This is a genomic window from bacterium (assembly GCA_019695305.1).
In the GTDB taxonomy this organism is placed as follows: Bacteria; UBA10199; UBA10199; order UBA10199; family JAIBAG01; genus JAIBAG01.
Map to the genome: position 1 here is coordinate 14,814 of JAIBAG010000011.1, position 23,449 is coordinate 38,262.

Genomic DNA, 23,449 nt, shown 5'->3' on the forward strand with positions numbered 1-23,449 from the left:
CCCCCGCCATTCTGGCTCCCCCTCTTAGTAAGAGGGGGTAGGGGGAGTTACTCTCCATTCACAACCTGGCGACCCACACCCAGCAACGCTTGCACATTCTCTTTTTTATTCGTCTCGGCATAAATACGAATAAGAGGTTCTGTGCCGGATGAACGCAACAACAACCACGAACCGTCTTCTAAAATAAATTTATAACCATCGGCCAAATTCACATCTTTCACTTTAAGCCCACAAATTGACTGGGGTTTAAAAGAGGCCAGGCGGCTTCTTACTCCATCCATTTGTTCGGCTTTACCGTGCCAATCGTAACGGTCGTAATAATAAGTTCCAGCTACTTTTTGCAAATCGTTTACAAGCTCGGTAAGCTTTTTCTTGCGCACAGCCATCATGTTTAAAAGCATCAGTCCATTTAATACACCGTCACGTTCGTGAACATGGTCTCTAAAACTAATTCCACCCGATTCTTCACCACCAATCAGCGCATTTTTTTGGGCCAAAATTTTACAGATATGTTTAAAGCCAACAGGAGTTTCTATACAATTAATGCCGTATTTTTCGCACAAACGATTAATCATCTGCGAGGTAGAAAGTGATTTTACTACATCACCCTTTAACTTTTTATCCTCTACATAATGCTGGAGCAAAAGAGCAAAAATTTGGTGTGAATTGACGAAATTTCCGTTTTCATCCACCGCTCCAATACGGTCGGCATCGCCATCGGTGGCAAGCGCCAACGCAAACTTTTCTTTTTTCATGCGACTGAGAAGTTCGCTTAAGTTTTTATCGATAGGTTCGGGATTAACACCCACTGTACCCAGAACTTCATCACCATTCATCTCTTGCGACTGCTCGCCAATCACACAACCTACATAACCGGCCCCCGCACCATGCATGGCATCGTATAAAATTTTATAAGGAGAAGCAGCGATGGCTTTTAAATCAAGAAGCGATTTAATTTGATTAACGTATTCTTTTTTAGGATCAAAAAAAGTAATTTGCTTAGAAGACATGGCCACAGCAAAGGGAGTTTTTTCAATCTGACGGCCAGCTTTTTCATTCACCGCTAATTGCGCTTCTATAAAATTGGTATATTCGGGAGAGGCCGACCCACCAAAATCTTCCTTAAATTTAATTCCATTCCAGTTCCAGGGATTATGGGAAGCCGTAATCATAATACCGCAAAAGGCGTCAGATACTTTGGTCATCCACGACACACAGGGAGTGGGACAATAATGACTGGATAAATTCACCGTAAATCCATTACCGGCAAGTACTGAAGCCACCAGCTCGGCCGATTCGCGCGATTTATTGCGGCGATCAAAACCGACAATCACTTTCTTTTGATTGGGAAACTTGGCAATACGCCAATCGCAAAAGGCCTGAATTACCTTCTCGATATTGGCAGGGATAAAATCGTCGTCAATAACAGCTCTCCAGCCGTCGGTTCCAAACTTAATAGGGGGCATAATGTCTCCTTAACAAAAGCTACTCATAAAAAAAATTGAAGGGCTATTCAAGGATGAAATTCTTGGGGGCAAGCCCCCGAGTTTCTTAGGTATCAAACTTTTAAGAAATATTATTGGATGCGTTCTTTTCTTAAAATAGTAGTTTTCATTTCTTTGCCGTTAGGACGTTTGATATATACTTTTTTACCTTCATCCTTAATCCAGATTTTGTCATGAATAACAAAATCGGTAGGGTCTTTGTTAAAAATACCATCCCAGTATCGTGTCACATACAGCATATCACCCTTTTTAAAGGTAAATATATATGCCGAAGGCGAATAATTATCGCGGGTTTCAATCTGATACTGATTCACACGAGTTATGGTAGTGCCATTAGGAGTTTTATCCTGAATATATTCAATATTGAGAAGAGTGGCTTCTTGGTAAGAAGCCGCTTTTACCGTAAGGGGAAGCAATAAAATGAAGATGACAAATAAATATTTCATCCCTCTTAATTGATACAATAAGTCCTTTTGTTCAAATTAAGAGAAAATCATTTTAAAACTTAAAATTACAAAGGGGCCTATAAGGCCCCTTGTAAAAATTATTTGTCAGGCTCCATTATTGAACAACCCTATACTGAAGACTCACTATTTTTTGAGCCCTATTGACGGTAAGATTAATAGAGTGGGATGTTTTGAGCTCTTGAAAAGCTTTTAGTACATTTTTCATCTCTTTAAGCGGAATACCGTTGGCATGCGTGATTACATCGTTATTGGAGAGTCCCAAAGCCTCCAACTCGGGACGAATACGATCTATCTTGTAACCAAGCGTTCCATCACTAAGCCTATATTTTAAAACATGGGCCAATTTATTAAATTGGCCAGGGTTTTTAATGTAATAGCGAGGTAAATCATTATCTACAGTATAATTATTATTATCGGTCTCATGAACCAGATCATTCACGTTTGGAGGCGGAGGGGGCATCTGTCCGCAGGGCATACTTTCTAAAACATAAGCCGCACCACCGTATCCGATAGTGCCTGATGTTGTTAAAGCCATACATCCGCTACTCACTACTGTATGACATATATCTCCATCTCTAACTATGCCGCCACTTACCGAAAAACCACAAGCAGGGCCTAACAATTCACCATTTACTTCAAGCACGTTCATGTCGGATGAAGCAAGAAAATAGCTAGCTTCACGAGTTGATGAAGGAAAGCCGTTTTGTGTAATATTAAAAACAAAAATTCCGGATGGAACAGACGTATATGTATTTAGCGAATTATCTAGTGATGGATCAATGTAAGGAGCCCCTACTATCAGCAAGGTGTCACCATTCATATCTGTCATGGTAGCCATGCCCTGACTCAGTCCAGTTGTATTTAAACTACCAGGCAAATACTGGGGAACATCTGTTTGTAAACTGCCAGTTTCAGTAAGAGTCTCACCATCCACATATTTAATCCGAGCTCCAATGGGATTTGAAATAAGAAACCTATCATCACTACCTCTGCTAGCAGCAGATATGCGAAAAGCAAAATCAGTACTACCAGAAATACTGGCCGAGGGCTGATAGGGGTTATTTATGTCACGCGGTAATAATGGTAATTCAAAAAACTGAACCGATTCATCGTGTGCCCCAATAGTTAAGGCCAGGTAATGATTATTAGCAGCCATCTGATACCCACAAAAACCGTTCAAATTACCGCGTTGACAAGGATCAAGGGTAATGTCAGCGCTACTCAAAAAATCCAGAGTGCCACTAAAAGGGAGACCTGATGAAAAAAGTACTGATGGTAATCCCATACTAGATGATACAACTAAATCATCATTACCATCTTGATTAAGATCGTGGAGTAAAAGGCTTTCTGCAGTAAAAGTATTAGTATCCTCACCATTTATTACCAAATCGGCATTGGAACAATCGAGTGTGCCTCCGCTAATTGCCTGATCGGCTAAAACCTGTGCATTGTAGCAACATGTTTGTCCACTTGAATTGTTATGATAACCGCTAGCAACACAGGTTAGGTTGCCAAGTTGCATCATATTACTTACTCCAATTTCAGCATTTAAATCGCTATCAATAGATTTAAACAAAGCATCATTGGCAGCAACATCGGATTGGTTTAAATCAAAAAAAAGAGCTTCAATTTTATCGTTATTATTAGGATTTTGAGATGACCAAGCAACACCATGAGGAGTAACTCGGGTGAAATAACCTGCAAAGTCTGTATGATCTCTAAAAACAACTGTTGGCTCTTTGCATTTCAAAATTATCCCATCACAGTTATTATCTAAGTCATCCGTACAAATATCCGGTTCGCCAGGGCCCCAAATTTGGTCGTTGGTATCATCACAATCACCACTATCGATAGTAAATCCATCACCATCGTGATCAACCATTGGGTCTAAACCGGCGTTAGGATCCTTGCCGCTGTTTTTTCCATCAGCACATGCTACCGCAATAGTGCACGCTAAAAATAACACCACAAAACGCCATGATTTATTCATGATTTTTATCCTTGATAATACGAAATAGCTGCGACCCTTGTTTCTTACTTATTCAAAAGAATAATACAAAGCCAATCAATAAATAGGGCTTTATTCAAAAAATGCTCTCAAACTGTTATCGCACTTTTACTGGCTAACAGTAATGATGCTCCCCATTTTCACATTATTATTGGGGTTTGGATCGGTATAAACAATCGTATCTGCCGATGTTGTATAAGGCGGTAACAGGGCAACACTTCCCATGACATAAACATTACCCAAAGGAACCGCTAACGAGATACTATTGCTACTGTTAAAAGTATAACTGGCCCCAGGCGCCAGATTCAGCTTAAGACTATACCCTCCAAATCCAACATCATCGTTACCAATACTGGCAGCTGTGTCTTTTGAAAGCCACAGTTGAAAAGCTATTGTTCCCGAATAAGCATCCGGACCATTATTTTTAATCACAAAACTTCTATTAACCACATCACCATATTTAACGGCCATGGGGGTTGCGGTTAAACTCGTTACTTCAATATCGGTGGTGGCAGAAAAATGTTCGTCGGCGGGCACATAAAGATGCTCATCATCTAACATAAAATTTAAATCGAGCCTGTCTTCATTTCCATCCAAAAAGGGCAACATGATATCTTGATAAGCCGATAACCAGTAAAGATAGGTTTCATCGTTATAAGTCACTGCTACCATATATTTATCATAAAATTTATAACCGTATGTATTTTCACCAACAAGCCCGTTGGGAATTTCATAATCTCCGTTCGCATCGCTTGCACCTTCGGCATATAAATCGGTTTCGTACAGAGTGCGCCAGTAGTGAGGGCTACGATATACACTTACCTGGGCATTGTTTACAGGAGAACCATTTGCATCAGTTACATGCACATTTATTGAATCTGGCTCCCAGCTTAAAAACCATTCGTAAGCATGCGGATGAGGAATTTTAGCCTCACACGCCTTAATAATTTCTTGAGTAATAGGTTCCCAGTTTGCCCCATAGGTATTACTTACTCCCATATAACCTTTAGATTGCATAGCCCAGAGAGCTCCCGGGTATACCTCGTTACTCGTAATTTGGGACACATACATATCAACACCACCAAAAATATGACCTATTTCGTGAGTTAAAACTATTGCAGTAGAACTTGCATCAGTAAAACTAACACTTTTAATCATGATACCCCCATTGCCCGCATGCGGAGAACCGGCGTAGCGTGTATCAAAATTAATGGTAATATCTTCATCTTCAGGGGTTTCAGAGGGTAATGTTGTATGAGGCTCGGGCATACTTTTAAACTGTACATCGATAATTTGAAAATTAAAAACATAGGGCAAAAGTTCTCCGTTATTATAATTTTTTTCTACATTTTCCAGCTGCTCAAAAATATTATTGATAATATCATCCTCAGTAAAGCCCTGTGATACAGCAAAATCACGTGTGGCCGCTTCTACAATAACCAATACTTTTGGTGTTACTTCGTAAGCAGAAGTAGAAGGAGTAGGTGTTTCCACGTTACCATTGGGAGTGGGATCGATGCAGTCGGGAATACCATCGTTATCGGCATCCACATCAGCCACACCACAGCCGCAAACTCCAGGAGATGTTTTTTGGGGATCGTTGTCGCAGGCCTCCCGGCATGAATAAACCCCATCATGATCGGCATCCACATCAGCCACACCACAGCCGCAAACTCCAGGAGATGTTTTTTGGGGATCGTTGTCGCATGTTTCACGGCACGCAAAAACACTATCATGATCGGCATCAATATCGGCCACCCCACAACCACAAACACCAGGGGAGTTTTTTTTAGGATCGTTGTCGCAGGTCTCTTTACAATCGGGATAACCGTCTCTATCGGTATCGGGGCTCGACCATGTACATTTTATAGGCTTACTGCGGGCCGCCTGTGCCAAGTTGCTTACGCCAAAAAATGAAATCAGAAAAAAAATTATTAAATAATACCGAACCATATTTCCCCCTTGTCTGTCATTCTACAATCCCGCTCTTTGGGATTAGGGGTAATAATGGCAAGTGGCGTGCCAATTTTAGTTTTTTATAATTATATGAAAAGTAATGTTTTTGATAAGTGGCTTCTGATGCTGTTGGGCTATTTTGACACAAGTGAACAATTTTGACCCACAAACAAATCGCTACCTCGTCCAATTGTTCAGCGTATTCCACATCAATCCTGTAACATCATCCCATGGTAAATTGTTGTGATCGTAACCCTCAAGAACAAGCAGTTTTTTAGGCCCATTGTACGACTCGTATAATTTTTTCCCCAAATCAAAAGGTATAATTGAATCTTGAGAACCATGAACTATTAAAAGAGGAACGGATATTTTTTTGAGACGTTCAAGGCTTTGGTAAGTATCCGGAAGTAACAGCCTAACAGGAAGCCACGGATAGTGATAATGAGCAGCATCAATAAGCGAACTAAAAGGTGATACTAAAATGAGATGTTGTGGCAACAGAGCCTCGGCTACTCCACAAGCAACCCCTGTTCCAATAGATTCACCCAAATAAGTAAATGGCAATTGTGGATAGCGCTCTTTTAACGCCCTAACATCTTCAATGGCCGACTTAATAAGGGTATCTTCACTTGGCTTACCTACTCTTTGTCCATAAGCAGGATATTCATGCAAATATACCACCGTATTGTCATCCATAAAGCCCATAGCCATGTAAAAGCGATCGGCAGCCGTACCAGCATTACCATGAAAAATAATGATCAATTTTTTTGGATTTATGGGAATTCTTAAATACCCTCGGGTGTCCCAAGCCTTAAAACCACGACTTTGAATAAATTGTTGAACATTGGCCTTGGTTATTTGTGGGAAATAAATGAGACGTCGTAACAAGGGAGCTAATATCATCAATAACATACCTATCAGAATAATACCGACACCAATTTTTGGTAACCAAGAAAACCTCCAGTTCATTTAAGCTTTTCCTTACGCATGACCGTGGTTTTCATTTCTTTGCCGTTGGGTCGTTTGATGTAAATCTTTTTACCGCTTTCCCTCACCCAAATTTTATCGTTAATCACAAATTCGGTGGGATCTTTTTTAAAAATGCCGTCCCAGTAACGGGTCACATACAGAACATCTCCCTTTTTAAACGTAAAAAAATAAGCCGAAGGTGAATAGTTATCGCGCGTTTCAATCTGATACTCATTCACACGTGTGATGGTAGTGCCATTGGGGGTTTTATCCTGAACATATTCTATATTCATCAACAAAGCCTCTTCATATCGTGATCTATCACCGGCCTGCCCGGTAAATGCCACCAACATCAACAACATAAAAAAAAATTGTTTCATTACTATCTTCATTTGAAAAATCTATAAAAAGCGGTTAGAGTTTTCAACTTAATAGAAAATTATTTTCAGTTAATTTCATGAACAGTCTTATCAAATTCATTTTTCTGTTTATTTTCATAACCCTAGTTCCTGTATGGGTTCTAGCCAAATCGATGGAGCAAACCTTTTACGAAAGCGCTCCCGATTGCCTATCCCCCACACAATGGTCCAAAAATCCTCCTGCAACCGAATTAGTATTGGCAGCCAAAGCCACTTTCACCAAAGTACAAGATGGCCACACTCTGACATGGGAACAAAGTTCGTGTTCACAAGACTGGTTCATGACAATCAATTTTTCCTTCGACTTTAATGGCAAGATTAAAGTGTATACAATAACCCTGACACTTCCTCCTGGAACCAGCCCTCATGGTTTAAAGCTGATAAAAACAGAGCACTACGATGCCAATGGTAAAAAACTGGATACAATCGATAAAATTTTGGATTTAAAAACAGGGGCCGAAATAAGGGACGATGAAAAACAAAAATACCCCCATCCAGGCATTTCATTTTTCAACCCGCCTTTCTTTAAAACAGTAGAGGATTTACCGTTTAAAAATTTGCTGCATTAACGCACGCGTTATTTAAAATTGGCTTAGGGCTGCGGCTCATGCAATGAGAGACCTAACAACTTCATTTCGACGAGGATTTCTTTGTATAAAACATCAATAACATCACGGTGTGCTGAGATTGAAAAAAGATAGGTGTCTAATATTTTAGCCAGCACTCCCTAACGAGCCACAAACTGTATTTTTCTTACTTCATTATGATCATAACTCGTACTTAAGAGTGCCCGCTATTTTTTGCCGGTTATCAGCATTTTAGCCCCCACAGCAAGACCGCCTATGGTAACAGCCAAAAGAATAACAAAAACCCGGCCTACCACCACATAAGTGGCCAAACTTGCAATGGCACCAATAATACCAACAACCATTCCGGCCAAACCCATTTTTCGGTTTAAATCGGCAGCGCCCGGTGCCTGTGGGTTATGAAGTGCTTCCTGGTTTTTTTTAAGATTTTTCTGAAATTCTTCTTTAAAATTTTCAAGCACAAAAACTCCTTTTCTTAAAATAGAATAGAGATATTTAAATATGTTGGTACTTATAACCAAAGATCATCATATTGTAATCAGTATTCAAAAACTCTATTGTGAAAGAGTGAGGTTTGCATCACGGGAATACCAACAATAGGCCTGGAAAATAAATTAGAACTCAAAGAAAAGAGTTGTTTTAGCAGCAATGGCCGGTTCGGCGTTATCGAAAAGAACAGGATCGATGATACCAGCGGCGTTGGTGGCCACGTCATCGTTTTTAATATCAAACACGCCACCCGGTAAAAAGAAACCTACCGTGGTTTTCCAATGCATAAATTCAAAAAATTTGGCTTCTACCGAAGCATCAATTTCAAACCCATACCATTGCGAACGATTCACAATGTGCGACAAACCCGGTGTTCCGGCAATTTCGGCAAAGTCTAAATCGATCACACGCGAAGGTGCTAGCGCGGTAATTCCTTTAATGCCCACTTTAAAATCTTCGGCCCAAGGAACGCCGCTGGTAATATCAAACTGGTGTTTGTATTCCAGGGTAAAGTAAATGGCATTGTTAATGTAATTGGGGGTTACAGGTTTACGACCCAGCTCGGTTTCACCACCCACACGAATACCAGGAGAGGTACCCATGGGCACATCAAACATCATAAGAGCAATATCGTAATCGGGTCTAAAACCAAATTGGGTAATCCGTTGCGATAACGGTGAAGAATCGCCCTGAGAAAAACCGGCCTGAAAATTAATTTCGCCACCAAAAGGATATTTAGCCTGAGCTTCCAACGCGGCCATAAAAACCGAAATATCGTTTTGAGTTCCTGTTTGCGGTAAGGTGATGGGATTTTCCAGAGGGTTTTGTAAAGCAGGATCATCTAACTGAATGGCATCAATAGCAATACCTGGCGCCATTTTGCCGCCAATATAAACAGCTTCAAGCCCTACACTATAATATTTGGCAAATTTAGCCTTGGTATACCCGTCGATGATATATAAAAAGGTATCACCATCTATACCACTGGCCACTTCATTGCCGTTGGCATCTAATGCCGTGGTGGTAGTGGCTCCATCGTTACCATCTCTAAATCTAAAAGCCGTAAATGTTCCTAATTCAAAATTTTCACGTTGGTACAAAAGAATAATGCCGGTTTGCATGGCATCGTTCCAGTTACTGCCCACACCCGTATCAAGCCCTCCCACCGACGGATCACGCGTGGCTTCAAAAGCAAAATCGAACACACCACCAAAGGTTAACTGACCACCTAAAAGAGGTAGACCTGCTAAATACAGCACGCGATCGTAAACATCTCCAAAATCACCTTCCATGCCTTCGCCATCGTTGGTTAAAATACCCAAACCAAAATGAGACGCTTGACGACCAATACGCAACTTACCTCCAGAGGTAAGAACATCCACATAAACCTGACGTACGTTAATGTTACCGCCTGACGAACCGGTGTTTGAACCGGCTGTTCCGCCAACCACGCCAAAGGGGCCGTTAGCAGCCGGCAACGCCAATGTACCAGTAATAGGATTTGAAATAGAAATCGAATTCACATCGCTCTGGCCAAAAAGCAAATTATCGAGCATGTCAATTTCGCCGTGAAATGAGATGTGATCGTTTAATTTTAAAGTAGGCTGTAAACGGAAACGCTGTTGAGCAAAAGCGATAGTACCAAAACGATCGTTATCATTAAAGCGTGAATCGCCGGTAATAACACCGGGATTAGGACGTTGCAAATCTAAATCGTGTGTATATTCAAAACGCAAACGATAATAGCCGTGTGCCGAAAAATCGATAGCGTGCGCTAAAGAGCTCATTCCCAAAGCGGCTATTAAACCTGCATAAAAAGCTATTTTTTTCAAACCTACCTCGTAGTGTGGATGGACAACAAAACTATTGATATTTCTTGCAAAATTGGCCAAAAACAAAGCTTAGAAATATTGGTTGCAATCTAGCATACAGGCAAACCTGCTTCAACACGAAAATCCAGATTCCTGGCGTTTTTGGCGTACTGCATCAATAAAGTTGGAATCGTGCTCACGTGTATCGGTTGCCCTCAATAAAAGTTGCGTATTTTTTTAAATAAAAATGAAAGAATTTATTAAAATAACCCCTTTAGGTGGTGTTGGCGAAGTTGGAGCTTTAAACTGCATGGTTTATGAAACCGAAGATGAGGCCATTGTGGTGGATTGCGGTAGCATGTTCCCCGATCAAGACACTTTAGGCGTGGATATGATTATTCCCGACTTTACCTACCTTAAAAAAATCGAACATAAGCTTAAAGGCCTGGTTTTAACCCATGGGCACGAAGACCATATCGGCTCTACCGCTTTTTTACTGAAAGAAATGGATATTCCCGTCTATGGGGCGCCCTTTACGCTGGAGCTAATCAAAAACAAATTAGAAGAATTACCGCCCCCCTCTACCCCCAAACTCCATCTTTTTAAACCGGGTGAGACTGTTAAGGTGGGTTCGTTTGAAATTGATACTATTTTTGTAAATCACAGCATTATCGATGCCTCGGCCTTGGTGATTACCACCCCCTATGGGCCCATTGTGCATTTAACAGATTGGAAGATTGATGAGACCCCTTATGACGGCCCGGTGATTGATCTTAAAAAATTTGCCAAAGTAGCCAAAAAAGGGGTTTTGGCCCTTCTCTGTGACTCGACAAATGCCACCAGCCGTGGCTCCACATTATCTGAAACCCAGGTAGTTAATCGGGTAAAAAAGATTATTGCGGCGCATAAAGGACGCGTACTTGTCACCCTCTTTTCCTCTAACATTCAACGAGTGCAAGGACTTGCCGATATCGCTAAAAAAACTGGACGTACTCTGGCGCTTTTAGGACGCAGCATGAAGGAAAACACCGAAATTGCCCGCATGCTGGGGCAGCTGTCGTTTGAGGGGATTAAGGTAGTGGATATTGAAGATACCGACCAGTTGCCCGATGATGAAGTGATGGTTCTAGTAACAGGCACGCAGGGCGAACATCGCTCGGCCCTCTCGCGTATTGCTCATAATAATTTTAAACCGTTTAAAATTAAAGAAGGCGATTTGGTTCTTTTTTCGTCCAAAATGATACCCGGAAACGAAAAAAATATTTCAACCGTCATCAACAACCTGTGCAAACAAAAAGCCAAGGTTTTATATGAATCGGCCTACGATATTCATACCTCGGGGCATGCCCACCAGGACGAATTAAAACGCATTTACAAAATTTTAAAACCGCAATATTACCTGCCCATCCACGGCGACTACCGGCATTTGGTTAAACACGGCGAGCTGGCGGTGGATTGGGGCCATAAAAAAGAGAAGGTGATTATCACCGAAAATGGCAACCCCATTGTGTTTAACAAAAAAGGTTTTGAACGGGCCGAAAAAGAAACAACAGGCCGTGTTTTTGTGGATGGCACCGGCGTGGGGGATGTAGCTAGCCTCGTTTTACGCGACAGATTTCATCTGTCGGATACAGGGGTGGTGGTATGCATCCTGTCGATCGACCGCCAGAACGGAAATATCTTAAACGGCCCGGATTTGATTGCACGTGGCGTAATTGAAGAAAGTGAACAAGAAACACTGTTTAACGATGCTAAAAAAGAAGTACTCAGTGTGGTTGAAAGTTTTAACACCGAAACCCGCACCGATATGGCCGAAATGCAGGAAGAAGTGCGGGTTACGTTACGACGTTTTTTTAACCGGAATATTGGGCGCAAACCCATGGTGATTCCGGTGATACAAGAAGTGTAAAAACAGTGAATGGTGGATAGTGAATGGTGAATGGTAAAAGAAGAAATTCTTTCTATCCACTATCCACCATCAACCATCCACTTCTTTAAAATGGGATTTAATTGTGGAATTGTAGGTTTACCGAATGTGGGAAAGTCGACTATCTTTAACGCACTCACCAATGCAGGCGCACAAGCGGCCAACTATCCATTTTGCACCATTGAGCCCAATGTGGGTGTTGTTCCTTTAAATGATGTAAGACTAAAGAAGATTGCCGCTATTTTTAAACCCGAAAAAATCATCCCTACCTCTGTTGAATTTGTAGACATTGCAGGCTTGGTAGCCGGCGCCAGCAAAGGCGAAGGCTTGGGCAATAAATTTTTGGGCCATATTAAAAGTGTAGATGCCATTGCCCATGTAGTGCGCTGTTTTGAAAATGCCGATGTAGTGCATGTGCATGGCGGGGTCGATCCTGTACGCGATATTGAAGTGATTAATACCGAGCTTATTTTGGCCGACATGCAAACCGTAAGCGGGCGCTTAGACCGTAATCAAAAATTGGTGAAGGGCAATAATAAAGAAGCCATTGCCGTGCAGCCGGTTTTGGAAAAATTAAGTAAAGGCTTAAACGAAGGCAAATCGGCTCGGGCGTTAGGTTTAACGCTAGAGGAAAAGAAACTGGTGGCTGATCTTTTTCTCATCACCATCAAACCCGTTCTCTACGTATGTAATGTAGACGAAGCCGATATGACCACCGAAAATGACGCCGTTAAAAAAGTACGCGAATTTGCCAAAACTGAAGGGGCCGATGTGGTCACCATTTGCGGCACCATTGAAGCCGAAATTTCGCAAATGAACGAAGAAGAAAAAGCTACGTTCTTAAAAGATTATGGACTTACCGAATCGGGCCTCGATCGCTTGGCACACGCCGGTTATCATCTGCTCCATCTCATCACCTATTTTACTGCTGGTCCCAAAGAAGTACGTGCCTGGACCATTCCCAATGGCTTTTTAGCCCCCCAAGCCGCCGGGATAATTCACAGTGATTTTGAACGCGGTTTTATTAAAGCCGATTGTTATGCCTTTGATGATCTTATAACACACGGCTCGGAAGAAGCCCTTAAAGCAAAAGGTTTACTGCGCTCGGAAGGCAAGGAATACCTTGTAAAAGACGGCGATATGATGAATTTTAGGTTTAATGTGTAAGCTCTACAAAATTCAAAAACCAACTTAACTTGCAACTTTAATTTTACCCAGCTCCAAAAGTTTTTGACTATTTCCCGCAACAACTTCTTTAAATTTTTTTGAAATTTCAGGATGGTTTTCTACCTGCTCCCAAAAAAACTGGGCTGCTTTTAAAGCTTCTTTCCATACTTTAATTTCCAAAGACTTTGGCGGATCCGGTGTAAAATCCCTGTTTATCAATTGATTGTTCAGAGGCGCGTACGACATAGGGAGCATATCATAAACCGGAGCGAGTCCGGCTAACTTCTCCCCTTCACATAAAAAAGAAATATTGCCGGCATGCATATCGTTGTTGCCAATAAGCTTGCCAAAAACTTCAAGCCAAATAATTTCATCATATAAACTAGCATCCATTATTTTTTGGCTTAACAAAGCTTGTGCCGTAGCCATCCAAGTTGAATGCAAACAACCATGCTCCATAGCCAGCGCCTTGAGTGAAATTAACCCCAAACGTCCTCCGGAATAATTTTCGTAAGGCATGCGGTCAAAACGCTCTACTTCCAGAAAAACACGCCCTCCTCCTCTTATTAAACAAGATTGTAGCGGATTCTTTCCAATCTTTTTTAAAACTTGATGGGCTATATGTTCACAAATAAGAAGATCGGCCACACGCAGACCTACTGATTCATCAACGGGGGGAGAAAACTTCACCATCACCGGCATAAGCTGACTACTGGTTTTACGAATAGAAAGAAATTTGGCCTGCTCACCACCGGCCGAAGATCCGGGATTGCCTTGTGATAAAACTTTATCGGCCACAGCAGGATAATGGGTGTTGCGGTTATTTTCATCGACAATATCCGTTCTTTCAACTTGATGTTGAAGATGCAAGTTATAAGCCTCATCGCCAATAATGAAGTTACCAATCAAGTCCCAACCATAACGACAAAAATAAGTAAGACAATGGTCATCGGTCCACAGGGAAATATCCGTTGGAAATTCAGAATGAAATTTAGGAACCAATCTTCCTAAAAAACCAGAAGGACAGGCATCCAATAAAAAGTAAGGAAGATTTTTATACACCCGACTCTTAAATAAATTTCCGTGAGACTCCAGATAAAAACCTTGAGGGGCAAGAGGGTGAAGAGTAGCCTCAACACTTTGATTTCCTTCTTTATCCACAACAAATAAAGGAACAGATAATATCTCTCCATAATTCCAAGTCCCTTTACGATAAATGGCATAAAGCGTGTTGATACCTTTCCCTATACGCAAAATATCTTTTGAATTCTGTGCCAGAAGCTTAGAAAAAGTAGGCTGACTAATATTTAAAACAGCACACAAATCTTTTGCTTTTGAAGGACCTGTTTTTGATAGGTATTTGACTAGTTTTTCAAATAATTCCTGCATACCAATAGAATAGATAATAGAATATAAAAAAACAATATATATTATATAGTTAAACTAGTTTATTGTATTATTTAGAATAGTATTAGTAATAAAGTGACAAATAGACATCAAAAAAAATTATTTATTAGTATTTTCATATACTTAGACTTTTTTTGTTTGGGTGGAATAACTTACTTCTCAGCTACTCCTATGGCCTCTATGAAGCAACTTTTTAAAGCTTTGGACGATAATATCTGTGCTGGGCAAGCAAACTATAAAAAAACTATTTTAAAATTATTTTCAACGAGGGCAATATGAAATCTGATAATATCAACACCTTTACCATCAACAACACTACTTATCACCATATTGATAACAATAATGGTCAATTTAGCAATGGTGATGCTGAATTTAATCAAGATAGAAATGGTGACTATAAAATTTCAGGAAAGCTTTTTATTGATGATGGAGATGGAGTTTTTAATCCCAAAGCAGATAAAAAAATGTCTCGCTCTGAAGTAGATCAATTTGTAAAAGATATTTTTGCTACTATCCCTAATAAACAATACTCCTCATTATGGTTTGGCTATATTGCCGATTATTTGGATGATCGCTCTCAGGTTTTAGCTTTAGCTAAAGAAATACTAGCACAAGGCAACAATCCCAATCCTGTCGACCAAGAACAATTAGCGAACCTTTTAGACACGATTCATTTTCATGACGATTTAGGCTTTGGACTGGGTTATGCGGGCATTAGTTCACGGAAAGATAATGCTTATTACATAGACAACGATCCAGAATTAAAACAAGTTGCTTCCGTCATCTATCTTAGCTATGCCCGCCATCAAATCAATTTGGCAGCAGAACATTTAGAAAGTGACGGTTTCTCCGTAGCCGTCGATAACCTCATTAAGAAAGCAGAAGAATATGCAATAAAAGCGGGACAACCAGATTTAGTAAAAGCTGAAGTCATTCACCATGAAGCTCTTAAAGCCGCCTATACTAAAGCCTATCAACAGCTTGTTTCCCAAGGTTTTGATTTACTTAAATCAGACCACGATCAAAGAGCCGCTTATAACTATAGACAAAGTAAGAAGCTTGAAACCCCCCGAGAACTGGAAAGAGCCGAGGTTCAAGATGTCATCAATGATTATTTAGGGGCTGTTAAAAGATATGCTGAGTTGGCGGGACTTCCAGAGGGAGACCTCACTCATGTTCTCGCTCAGGCGCAAGCACATGTTGTTGCCTATAAAGAGGCTGTTGTACCCAAAGAAGCTCTTTACTAGAGATAAGAGGTTTATCGACACAGAGTTTTCTTGAGATATTTGCCCGTATAGGATGCTTTGATACGAGAAACTTCTTCGGGCGTGCCGGTAGCGATAATTTGCCCACCACCCGTGCCCCCTTCCGGGCCAAGGTCGATCAAGTGATCGCAGCTTTTAATCACATCGAGATTGTGCTCGATCACAATTACCGTATTTCCACCATCGACTAACTCATTGAGTACTTCAAGCAGCTTGGCAATATCTTCAAAATGAAGCCCGGTTGTAGGTTCATCTAAAATATAAATAGTTTTACCCGTCGACCGTTTGGACAATTCTTTGGCTAGTTTAATACGTTGTGCTTCCCCACCGGATAGGGTTGTGGCCGCTTGGCCTAGCTCGATGTAATCAAGCCCCACACGTTTGAGTGTTTCCAGTTTGCTGGCTATCGACGGGATATTTTTTAAAAAATCATAAGCCTCACCCACCGTCATATCCAAAATATCCGAAATACTTTTCCCTTTATAAGTAATTTCTAAAGTTTCGCGATTATAACGCTTGCCCTGACAGGCCTCACATTCCACATACACATCCGGCAAAAAGTGCATTTCAATGCGGATAATCCCGTCGCCTTCGCAAGCCTCGCAACGCCCGCCTTTAACATTAAAAGAATAACGCCCGGGCTTGTAACCACGTGCTTTCGATTCGGGAAGTTCGCTGAAAAGATCACGGATGGGAGAAAAGAGTTGTGTGTAGGTTGCCGGATTGGAGCGCGGTGTACGGCCAATAGGCGATTGATCGATGTTGATCACTTTATCGATAAATTCCAAACCTTCCACTTTATCGTGCGGGCCGGCCACCACGCGCGAACCAAACAGATGCTGGGCTAAAACAGGATAGAGCGTATCATTAACCAGCGAAGATTTTCCCGAGCCCGAAACACCAGTAATACCGGTAAGAGTTCCCAAAGGAAAACTAACCGAAACCTCTTTTAAATTATGACAACGCGCCCCTCTTAACACCAATTGACGCAGGCTGGATGGACGACGTTTGGACGGAACAGGAATACATTTTTTACCGGAGAGATATTTGCCCGTTTCCGATTTGCTATTTTTCATCAGCTCGCTAGGCGTACCCTGCGCCACAATATACCCACCCTGCACACCAGCACCGGGGCCCATGTCGATAATATAATCCGATTCGCGCATGGTATCTTCGTCGTGTTCCACAACGAGAACGGTATTACCCAAATCACGCAGTTTTTTGAGTGTGGCGAGCAAGCGATCATTATCGCGCTGATGAAGGCCGATAGACGGCTCATCTAAAATATAGAGCACACCCACCAAGGCCGACCCAATTTGCGTGGCCAAACGGATGCGTTGAGCTTCACCACCCGAGAGTGTGGCCGAAGTACGTTCGAGTGTAAGATAATCTAAACCCACGTCTACAAGAAAACCCAAACGTTCATCAATTTCTTTTAAAATTCTCTTCGCAATGGTTTCTTCTTTTTTTGTAAATTTAATATTTTTAAAAAACACCAAGGCTTCACGCGTGGATAATAGTGTCACATCGTAAATTGATTTACCCGCCACTTTAATACTTAAAACCTCGGGCTTTAAGCGGCTACCATTGCACGCCGCACAGGGCTGGATGTTCATGTACTTTTCCAGCTCTTCACGCATCCAGTCCGAATCACTCTCACGATAACGACGAGAAAGACTGGGAATCACCCCTTCAAAAGGCGCTTCGTAAAAACGTTTTCCTTCGCCACGGTCTACCGCAAAGCGAATATCCTCAGCACCCGACCCATGCAGAATAATATTCTGCAAATGCTTGGATAATTTTTTAAACGGTGTGGCTAAATCAAATTTGTAATGTTTGGCCAGTGAATCGAGCAGATTGTGATAGTAAAGAGACGTTTTACCCGACCACGGAGCAATCGCTCCTTCGCGGAGCGATAAATTAGGATTAGGAATAATCTGTTCTTCATCAAAAAAGTTTTTAGTACCAATGCCATCACACGTGGCACAAGCCCCTTGCGGGCTGTTAAACGAAAACGTACGTGGTTCAATGGGCGGGTAACTTACACCACAGGTAATACAGGCATTTTTGGAGCTAAATAAAATTTCTTCTTTGGTATCGAGCCGCTCTACTTTTAACAAACTTTCGCCATGCTTGAGTGCTGTTTCAATAGAATCGGCAAGACGCGTAGCAATATCCTTTTTTACAACAAGGCGATCGATAAAAAGATCGATGGAATGTTTTTTATTTTTATCCAGTTTGATGTCATCTTCCAACTCATGCACCTGGCCATCAATTTTAACGCGCGCAAAACCATCTTTTTTGAGCTGCGCTAATTCCTTTTGGTATTCGCCTTTGCGTTCTTTCACAACAGGCGCCAAAAGATGAATTTTTGTTCCGTCGGGCCACGAGAGGATCTGGTCCACCATCTGCGTTACCGTTTGCGCGGCAATAGGATTACCACATTGATGACAATAGGCTTTACCAACACGCGCAAAAAGCAAACGTAAATAATCGTAAATTTCGGTAACAGTGCCCACGGTAGAGCGCGGGTTATGCGAACCTGCTTTTTGTTCAATAGAAATAGCCGGAGATAAACCTTCAATCACATCTACATCGGGTTTTCCCATTTGATCGAGAAATTGCCGAGCATAGGCCGAGAGCGATTCTACATAACGGCGCTGGCCTTCGGCATAAATGGTATCAAAGGCAAGCGAGCTTTTGCCCGAGCCTGAAAGTCCGGTGATGATGACGAGTTGATTGCGCGGTATTTTAACGTCGATATTTTTAAGATTATGCTGACGCGCCCCTTTAACCAGGATGTGTTGCGGTTCCATAGGGGAATGCAATTAGTCTATTTTTTTATTTATGGAAAGGGTTTTGGTGGACGCGTTCTGTACGCTACATCAATAGCAAGCCCTGATACCCATGTCGGAACATCTGAATTATCAAACAAGTAAAATTGATCAAAACCATTCTGACGCCATTCGACATAAGGCCCGATTTTTACGCGCATATGTGGTATTTTTTTAGGATCTATATAGGCTTGCAACGAAACAAGAGAACTTACACCCAAAGAACCGGGAAAAAGCTTTAAATTGGTCCCAGCCGAAAAATCGATACCTGCAGAATTTGTTATGGGAAAAACGAAGTCAGAAAAATGTCCGATATTAGTTACAGGATTTTTTTGTATGGCACAAATACCTCTTGTTACTTTAATACTTTGCCCAAACTGCATGTGCTCTCTAAAAAGACGAGGCCACACCATAAAATCTAGCTTGGCCGCAACACCAGTATCCACACAATAATCACCAGTATCAGAAATACCTTGCCTTACAATACCACCCACACTCAATACCGGCGCACATTGTTTAGGTTTAAAATCAGGCAAAACCTGCACTTCGTTAGTTGCATTGGAAATTTTATCAGCAAGTGTTGTCATTGTTTTTATTATCGACAACAGCATACAAAAGTAGCGTAAATACCTGTAAAATATGCAAAAACTGATAACAACTTGTTATCAGTTTTTGCAACCCCCCGCATTATTGAGCGCATCTTTACTTAAAAAATAACCGATAACTTATGTGATGATTTTAAACCTTAAGAAGGAGCTTTTATGTCAGGTTATGATTTTACTTTGCCGGAAGGCGCAGATTTAGCAAAGGCTGTAGTAGAAGCTTTTTCGGATAATGCCGGATTAACCAAGGATGAACTTATCGATTTAGGCCTTCGCGATAAAAGAGCTGATATTTTAATTGATGTTTTTCATAACGGAGAAAAACCTGGCGTTATTACTAATGAAGAAAAAGGAGATTTAGACAAAATCTTTGGCCGGGAATTTGTAGGGGGACTTGCATCAATGGTCAATGTTCAAGATTCTGCCACCAGTTCGTATGGTAGCAATAGCTATTCAGGCTCTCAATATGATTTTAGCCAGATGCGAAAAGTAGGCATTGAACAATGCCAAAAATCTTGGGCTGGCGTGTACAGTCGTTTTGGAGGGTGCGCTGGCAATTTTCACGCTGTTAGCGATGAGAAATATCAATTTGATGTTTATTATTATTAAAACATGCACGCACCTGAAATAAAAGCGGATAGTTTTGAATCAAGAATGGATCAATTACAAACAGCATTAGAATCAGCATTAGTAGATACAGGGATCACAAGAACAATGCATGACCCGGACAAATCAAACTATAGTGCCGCCACTGATTATATACTGCAACTAACAGATGCTTCTTACCTGCCAGAATTTACAAATACGGCTAATTTAGCCCAGTGGAAAAAGGTTGCAGAGCTTTACGTGAGACGCGATCTAGCAGGCTATTTCAAAAGTAATTATGATACAGATACTCATAACAAAATGTCTGACGCTTTACTTAAGTTAACGCAAAGATTTTTTAAATTTTTTCCTAATGAGAGTACATCTCTATTATTGGGGTGTTTTTATAACGAAAGTTTAGATAACGCCAAAAAAGCACTCTATCTTGACTACCTTGTAGATCTCACAAAAAATCCTGATTTTGATAAAGAGAAATTTAAGGAAAATTTAACAACTATCTTGGATATCGTTCGCCCAAATTATCAAACTCAATATAGTGATTCCGTTGAAAGTGTATTAAAAGAATTAGAGCAGAGATTTGTCGAATTATACCCTGATTAGAAAACTACTCATTCACCGAAACCACTTTTAACTCGGGGCAGAGGGCTTTTAAGAAATAACGCCCGTCTTTTTCAAAGGTAAACGAAAGTTCGGTAAGTACCTTACCTACCGGGCGGTTGGTTTGATCTTCTTCTACAAGCTCACCATTTTGATTAATGTTAAAACGCACCATCAGCAATAAACTGCCCTGACGCAAATCGAGCCTGCCACCGCCTATATTGCCGCTTACAAATTTGTGCGGCGATACGTAGGTAGAAAGCGAACCGTTGTAATTGGAATAAGCTTGATGAAGCAGCGCAATATTGGGACGCAATGACGCAGAATTTTTAATGGTAGTGCATGTAGAAAAAGTATTCATGTCGCGCCCCATGCGCTGGCTGTAATTGAAATCAACAACAAGCGTATAATCCTTGGCTAGGTTAAAAGCGCGTGGTGCTTCTTTTTTTAAATCGGTATTGTGTGATTGGAGGGTGAGCCCCAGTTGTAAGCCTTGCATAATTTTTTAAACTTCCCCTAACCTCTTGACGGCACTTTCATCCCACCCTTAAGTAAAAAGTGTAACAATTGGGGTGTTTTTGTACAATGTTTTTTAAGCCGCCAACTCATTATTTTAGAAGAAAACGGGTGGCCCCCGGGTAAGGGCCACCCGCTTGGTCCAAAAACCTATCCAAAAACCACTCCTTCAAAACAAGGACACAACGGTTTTGGGACAAATTAGAGACCAATTGACCTAGGTTTAGACCAGTGCTGGTCTTTTAATGGGTATGGAGGGAGTTTTTAAAGATCAAAAAATTCTATTGTTAGATGAAAGCAAGGGGGGTGCCATTTAGTACAAACACACACATGAAACCTAACCCTATAATAAGTTATTGTTATTACATTTATTTTTAATGCACCCCAAAATAGACCCTCTGTTTATTTTCAAACATGCGTCACAAAATCTGGGTCAAATCGATACAAAGATCAACGTGACTAGGATAAAAATGTCAGAAAAATAAATCTCCCTTCTCCAAGCCTCCGTTCCCCCTGCCCTGGAGGCTTTTTATGAAAAAATACAATTCTACTTCTTTATTTATGGCAACCCTTTTTGCTGTGATTGTTATGGGCTATGCGCTGATGTACTGCGCTCAAAAACCAAGCCCCCGCCAAGACGAAACACCCGTTTCGTTTGAAGATACAATAGAGGGAAACCCTTATCCTGCAGCACCCCCTCATGCATACGAGATGAAAAACATGCAGGTTGGTGGATCGCTGGGCATTACAGGATATATCCAAACACCCCCTCGCTTTAACCCCAATTTTAATACTGAAACATACGACAAAATTACCGACAATGGCTTTTTAGCTCCTAGTGCCCATCCCCTCTCCACGTTCTCAATCGATGTAGACACCGCCTCTTACTCCAATTTTAGACGCTTTATTCAAGACGGCACCCTCCCGCCGGTAGATGCGGTGCGCATTGAAGAAATGATCAATTACTTTAGTTATAGCTATCCCGAACCTAGCGGAAAGGACCCCTTTGGTGTGCATACCGAAATGACGCAAGCCCCCTGGGATAACACGCACGCTTTACTGAAGGTAGGCCTTAAGGCACGCGACACCGAACAGAAAAACCGCAAAACTGCGAACCTGGTATTTTTAGTGGATGTATCGGGCTCCATGCAAGATGCCAATAAATTACCCCTCTTAAAACAGGGGCTAAAAATGATGGTTCAAAATTTAAACGCAGGCGACCGCGTGGCCATTGCCGTGTATGCTGGGGCTTCGGGTTTAGCGCTGGATTCCACCAGCAATAAAAAGAAAATTTTAGAAGCGATTGATAACCTAGAAGCCGGCGGTTCCACCAACGGTGCCCAAGGTATTGAACTAGCCTATCAGGTGGCTAAAAGAAATTTTATAGCAAACGGCATTAACCGCGTGGTGCTGGCTACTGATGGCGATTTTAATGTGGGAGTTACCAGCACGGGCGAGCTGGAACGCCTGATTACCGAAAAAGCCAAAACCGGCGTGTTTTTAAGTGTGCTGGGTTTTGGTGGTGGTAATTATAAAGATGCTACCTTGGAAAAGTTGGCCGATAAGGGCAATGGAAACTATGCCTATATCGATACGCTCTCGGAGGCTAGAAAAGTGCTGGTGGAAGAAATGGGGTCAACTCTTGAAACTGTAGCCAAGGACGTAAAAATCCAGATTGAATTTAACCCGCAAAAAGTAGCCGCGTATCGTTTAATTGGCTACGAAAACCGCCTCTTAAAAGATGAGGATTTTAACAACGATAAAATTGACGCGGGTGAAATGGGTGCAGGGCATACGGTAACAGCGCTTTATGAAATTGTGCCCGTAGGTGTAAAAATCGAGCTCCCCGGCGTGGACCCGTTAAAATATTCTCAGGTAGAACAAAAAACCGACACTGTCGGCGAATGGGCGACATTAAAGGTGCGTTATAAAGAACCTAAAGCCTCTACGAGCCAACTCTTAAGCCAAACGGTAGAAGGCACTCCGTCCGATTTTAGTATCGCTTCGGCCGATCTCCACTTTGCCGCCAGTGTGGCAGGTCTTGGGATGCTAGTGCGCGATTCCGAATTTAAAGGGTCCACGACATATGACAAGGTTATGAACTGGGCTAACTTGGGTTTGGGTGAAGATGCTAACGGTTATCGCCACGAGTTTGTAAGCCTGGTGGCTAAAACCCGGGATTTGGCTAAGGATAAAATTGCTTATCGCTAATCGTGTATCGCAGATCGCGTCAGACTCATATAATTTGTTTGCGATGAGCGATCTGCGAAAAGCGATCCGCCACCTTCTCTTTTTTCTTGACTTGTGAACGATCGTT

At 41.5% G+C, this 23,449-nt stretch carries 19 protein-coding genes; 7 read left to right on the forward strand and 12 right to left on the reverse strand.

What is annotated here, in order from left to right:
• Positions 1 to 47 precede the first annotated feature (47 nt).
• The 6 genes from K1X76_06615 to K1X76_06640 form a co-directional block, all read right to left on the reverse strand.
• Entirely contained in the window at positions 48 to 1,466 is a 1,419-nt protein-coding gene (locus tag K1X76_06615; GenBank protein MBX7148743.1) for a phosphoglucomutase/phosphomannomutase family protein, read from the reverse strand.
• 110 nt (positions 1,467 to 1,576) lie between these two features.
• Positions 1,577 to 1,951 carry a hypothetical protein gene (locus K1X76_06620; protein ID MBX7148744.1) on the reverse strand — a complete coding sequence of 125 codons (375 nt, stop codon included), beginning with the start codon at positions 1,949 to 1,951 and terminating at the stop codon, positions 1,577 to 1,579.
• Positions 1,952 to 2,066: 115 nt separating this feature from the next.
• Positions 2,067 to 3,962, reverse strand: a complete 1,896-nt coding sequence (locus K1X76_06625) for a hypothetical protein (GenBank protein ID MBX7148745.1) — start codon at positions 3,960 to 3,962, stop codon at positions 2,067 to 2,069.
• A gap of 126 nt (positions 3,963 to 4,088) precedes the next feature.
• Complete coding sequence (locus K1X76_06630) at positions 4,089 to 5,933, reverse strand: carboxypeptidase-like regulatory domain-containing protein (protein MBX7148746.1); 1,845 nt, start codon at positions 5,931 to 5,933, stop codon at positions 4,089 to 4,091.
• Positions 5,934 to 6,113: 180 nt separating this feature from the next.
• On the reverse strand, positions 6,114 to 6,905 hold the full coding sequence (locus tag K1X76_06635; GenBank protein MBX7148747.1) for an alpha/beta hydrolase: 792 nt from the start codon (positions 6,903 to 6,905) through the stop codon (positions 6,114 to 6,116).
• Entirely contained in the window at positions 6,902 to 7,285 is a 384-nt protein-coding gene (locus tag K1X76_06640; GenBank protein MBX7148748.1) for a hypothetical protein, read from the reverse strand. Before K1X76_06640 ends, K1X76_06635 begins: the two co-directional genes overlap by 4 nt.
• 152 nt (positions 7,286 to 7,437) lie before the next feature.
• Between K1X76_06640 and K1X76_06645 the strand changes: the two genes are divergently transcribed.
• A complete protein-coding gene (locus tag K1X76_06645) occupies positions 7,438 to 7,893 on the forward strand; it encodes a hypothetical protein (GenBank protein MBX7148749.1) in 456 nt (151 codons plus the stop codon).
• A 224-nt stretch (positions 7,894 to 8,117) separates the two neighbouring features.
• Here K1X76_06645 and K1X76_06650 read toward each other — a convergent pair whose 3' ends face one another.
• Positions 8,118 to 8,372, reverse strand: coding sequence for a hypothetical protein (locus K1X76_06650; GenBank protein MBX7148750.1), 255 nt, complete (start codon positions 8,370 to 8,372; stop codon positions 8,118 to 8,120).
• A 153-nt stretch (positions 8,373 to 8,525) separates the two neighbouring features.
• Positions 8,526 to 10,232 (reverse strand): hypothetical protein, encoded by a 1,707-nt coding sequence (locus tag K1X76_06655; protein ID MBX7148751.1) that lies wholly within the window; start codon positions 10,230 to 10,232, stop codon positions 8,526 to 8,528.
• Between the two features lie 226 nt (positions 10,233 to 10,458).
• On the opposite strand from K1X76_06655, the gene K1X76_06660 reads away from it, so the two are divergent.
• Complete coding sequence (locus K1X76_06660) at positions 10,459 to 12,120, forward strand: ribonuclease J (GenBank protein MBX7148752.1); 1,662 nt, start codon at positions 10,459 to 10,461, stop codon at positions 12,118 to 12,120.
• Positions 12,121 to 12,210: 90 nt separating this feature from the next.
• Positions 12,211 to 13,305, forward strand: coding sequence for a redox-regulated ATPase YchF (gene ychF, locus K1X76_06665; GenBank protein ID MBX7148753.1), 1,095 nt, complete (start codon positions 12,211 to 12,213; stop codon positions 13,303 to 13,305).
• A gap of 24 nt (positions 13,306 to 13,329) precedes the next feature.
• On the opposite strand, the gene yjjJ is transcribed toward ychF, so the two are convergent.
• Positions 13,330 to 14,694, reverse strand: coding sequence for a type II toxin-antitoxin system HipA family toxin YjjJ (gene yjjJ / locus K1X76_06670; protein MBX7148754.1), 1,365 nt, complete (start codon positions 14,692 to 14,694; stop codon positions 13,330 to 13,332).
• 293 nt (positions 14,695 to 14,987) lie between these two features.
• Here yjjJ and K1X76_06675 point away from each other — a divergent pair, with 293 nt between their 5' ends.
• Positions 14,988 to 15,959 (forward strand): hypothetical protein, encoded by a 972-nt coding sequence (locus K1X76_06675; protein MBX7148755.1) that lies wholly within the window; start codon positions 14,988 to 14,990, stop codon positions 15,957 to 15,959.
• Between the two features lie 11 nt (positions 15,960 to 15,970).
• Here K1X76_06675 and uvrA read toward each other — a convergent pair whose 3' ends face one another.
• Together uvrA and K1X76_06685 are read right to left on the reverse strand one after the other, a co-directional pair.
• The gene (gene uvrA, locus K1X76_06680) at positions 15,971 to 18,793 is read right to left on the reverse strand and encodes an excinuclease ABC subunit UvrA (protein ID MBX7148756.1); all 2,823 of its coding nucleotides are present in this window, start codon (positions 18,791 to 18,793) and stop codon (positions 15,971 to 15,973) included.
• Positions 18,794 to 18,822: 29 nt separating this feature from the next.
• Entirely contained in the window at positions 18,823 to 19,398 is a 576-nt protein-coding gene (locus K1X76_06685; GenBank protein ID MBX7148757.1) for a hypothetical protein, read from the reverse strand.
• 174 nt (positions 19,399 to 19,572) lie between these two features.
• Between K1X76_06685 and K1X76_06690 the strand changes: the two genes are divergently transcribed.
• Both K1X76_06690 and K1X76_06695 read left to right on the forward strand, forming a co-directional pair.
• Positions 19,573 to 20,022, forward strand: a complete 450-nt coding sequence (locus K1X76_06690; GenBank protein MBX7148758.1) for a hypothetical protein — start codon at positions 19,573 to 19,575, stop codon at positions 20,020 to 20,022.
• Between the two features lie 3 nt (positions 20,023 to 20,025).
• Entirely contained in the window at positions 20,026 to 20,619 is a 594-nt protein-coding gene (locus K1X76_06695) for a hypothetical protein (protein ID MBX7148759.1), read from the forward strand.
• 4 nt (positions 20,620 to 20,623) lie between these two features.
• Here the strand turns inward: K1X76_06695 and K1X76_06700 are convergent, their stop codons facing one another.
• Positions 20,624 to 21,115 carry a hypothetical protein gene (locus K1X76_06700; protein ID MBX7148760.1) on the reverse strand — a complete coding sequence of 164 codons (492 nt, stop codon included), beginning with the start codon at positions 21,113 to 21,115 and terminating at the stop codon, positions 20,624 to 20,626.
• Positions 21,116 to 21,720: 605 nt separating this feature from the next.
• Between K1X76_06700 and K1X76_06705 the strand changes: the two genes are divergently transcribed.
• The gene (locus K1X76_06705) at positions 21,721 to 23,343 is read left to right on the forward strand and encodes a VWA domain-containing protein (protein ID MBX7148761.1); all 1,623 of its coding nucleotides are present in this window, start codon (positions 21,721 to 21,723) and stop codon (positions 23,341 to 23,343) included.
• Positions 23,344 to 23,449: the final 106 nt, after the last annotated feature.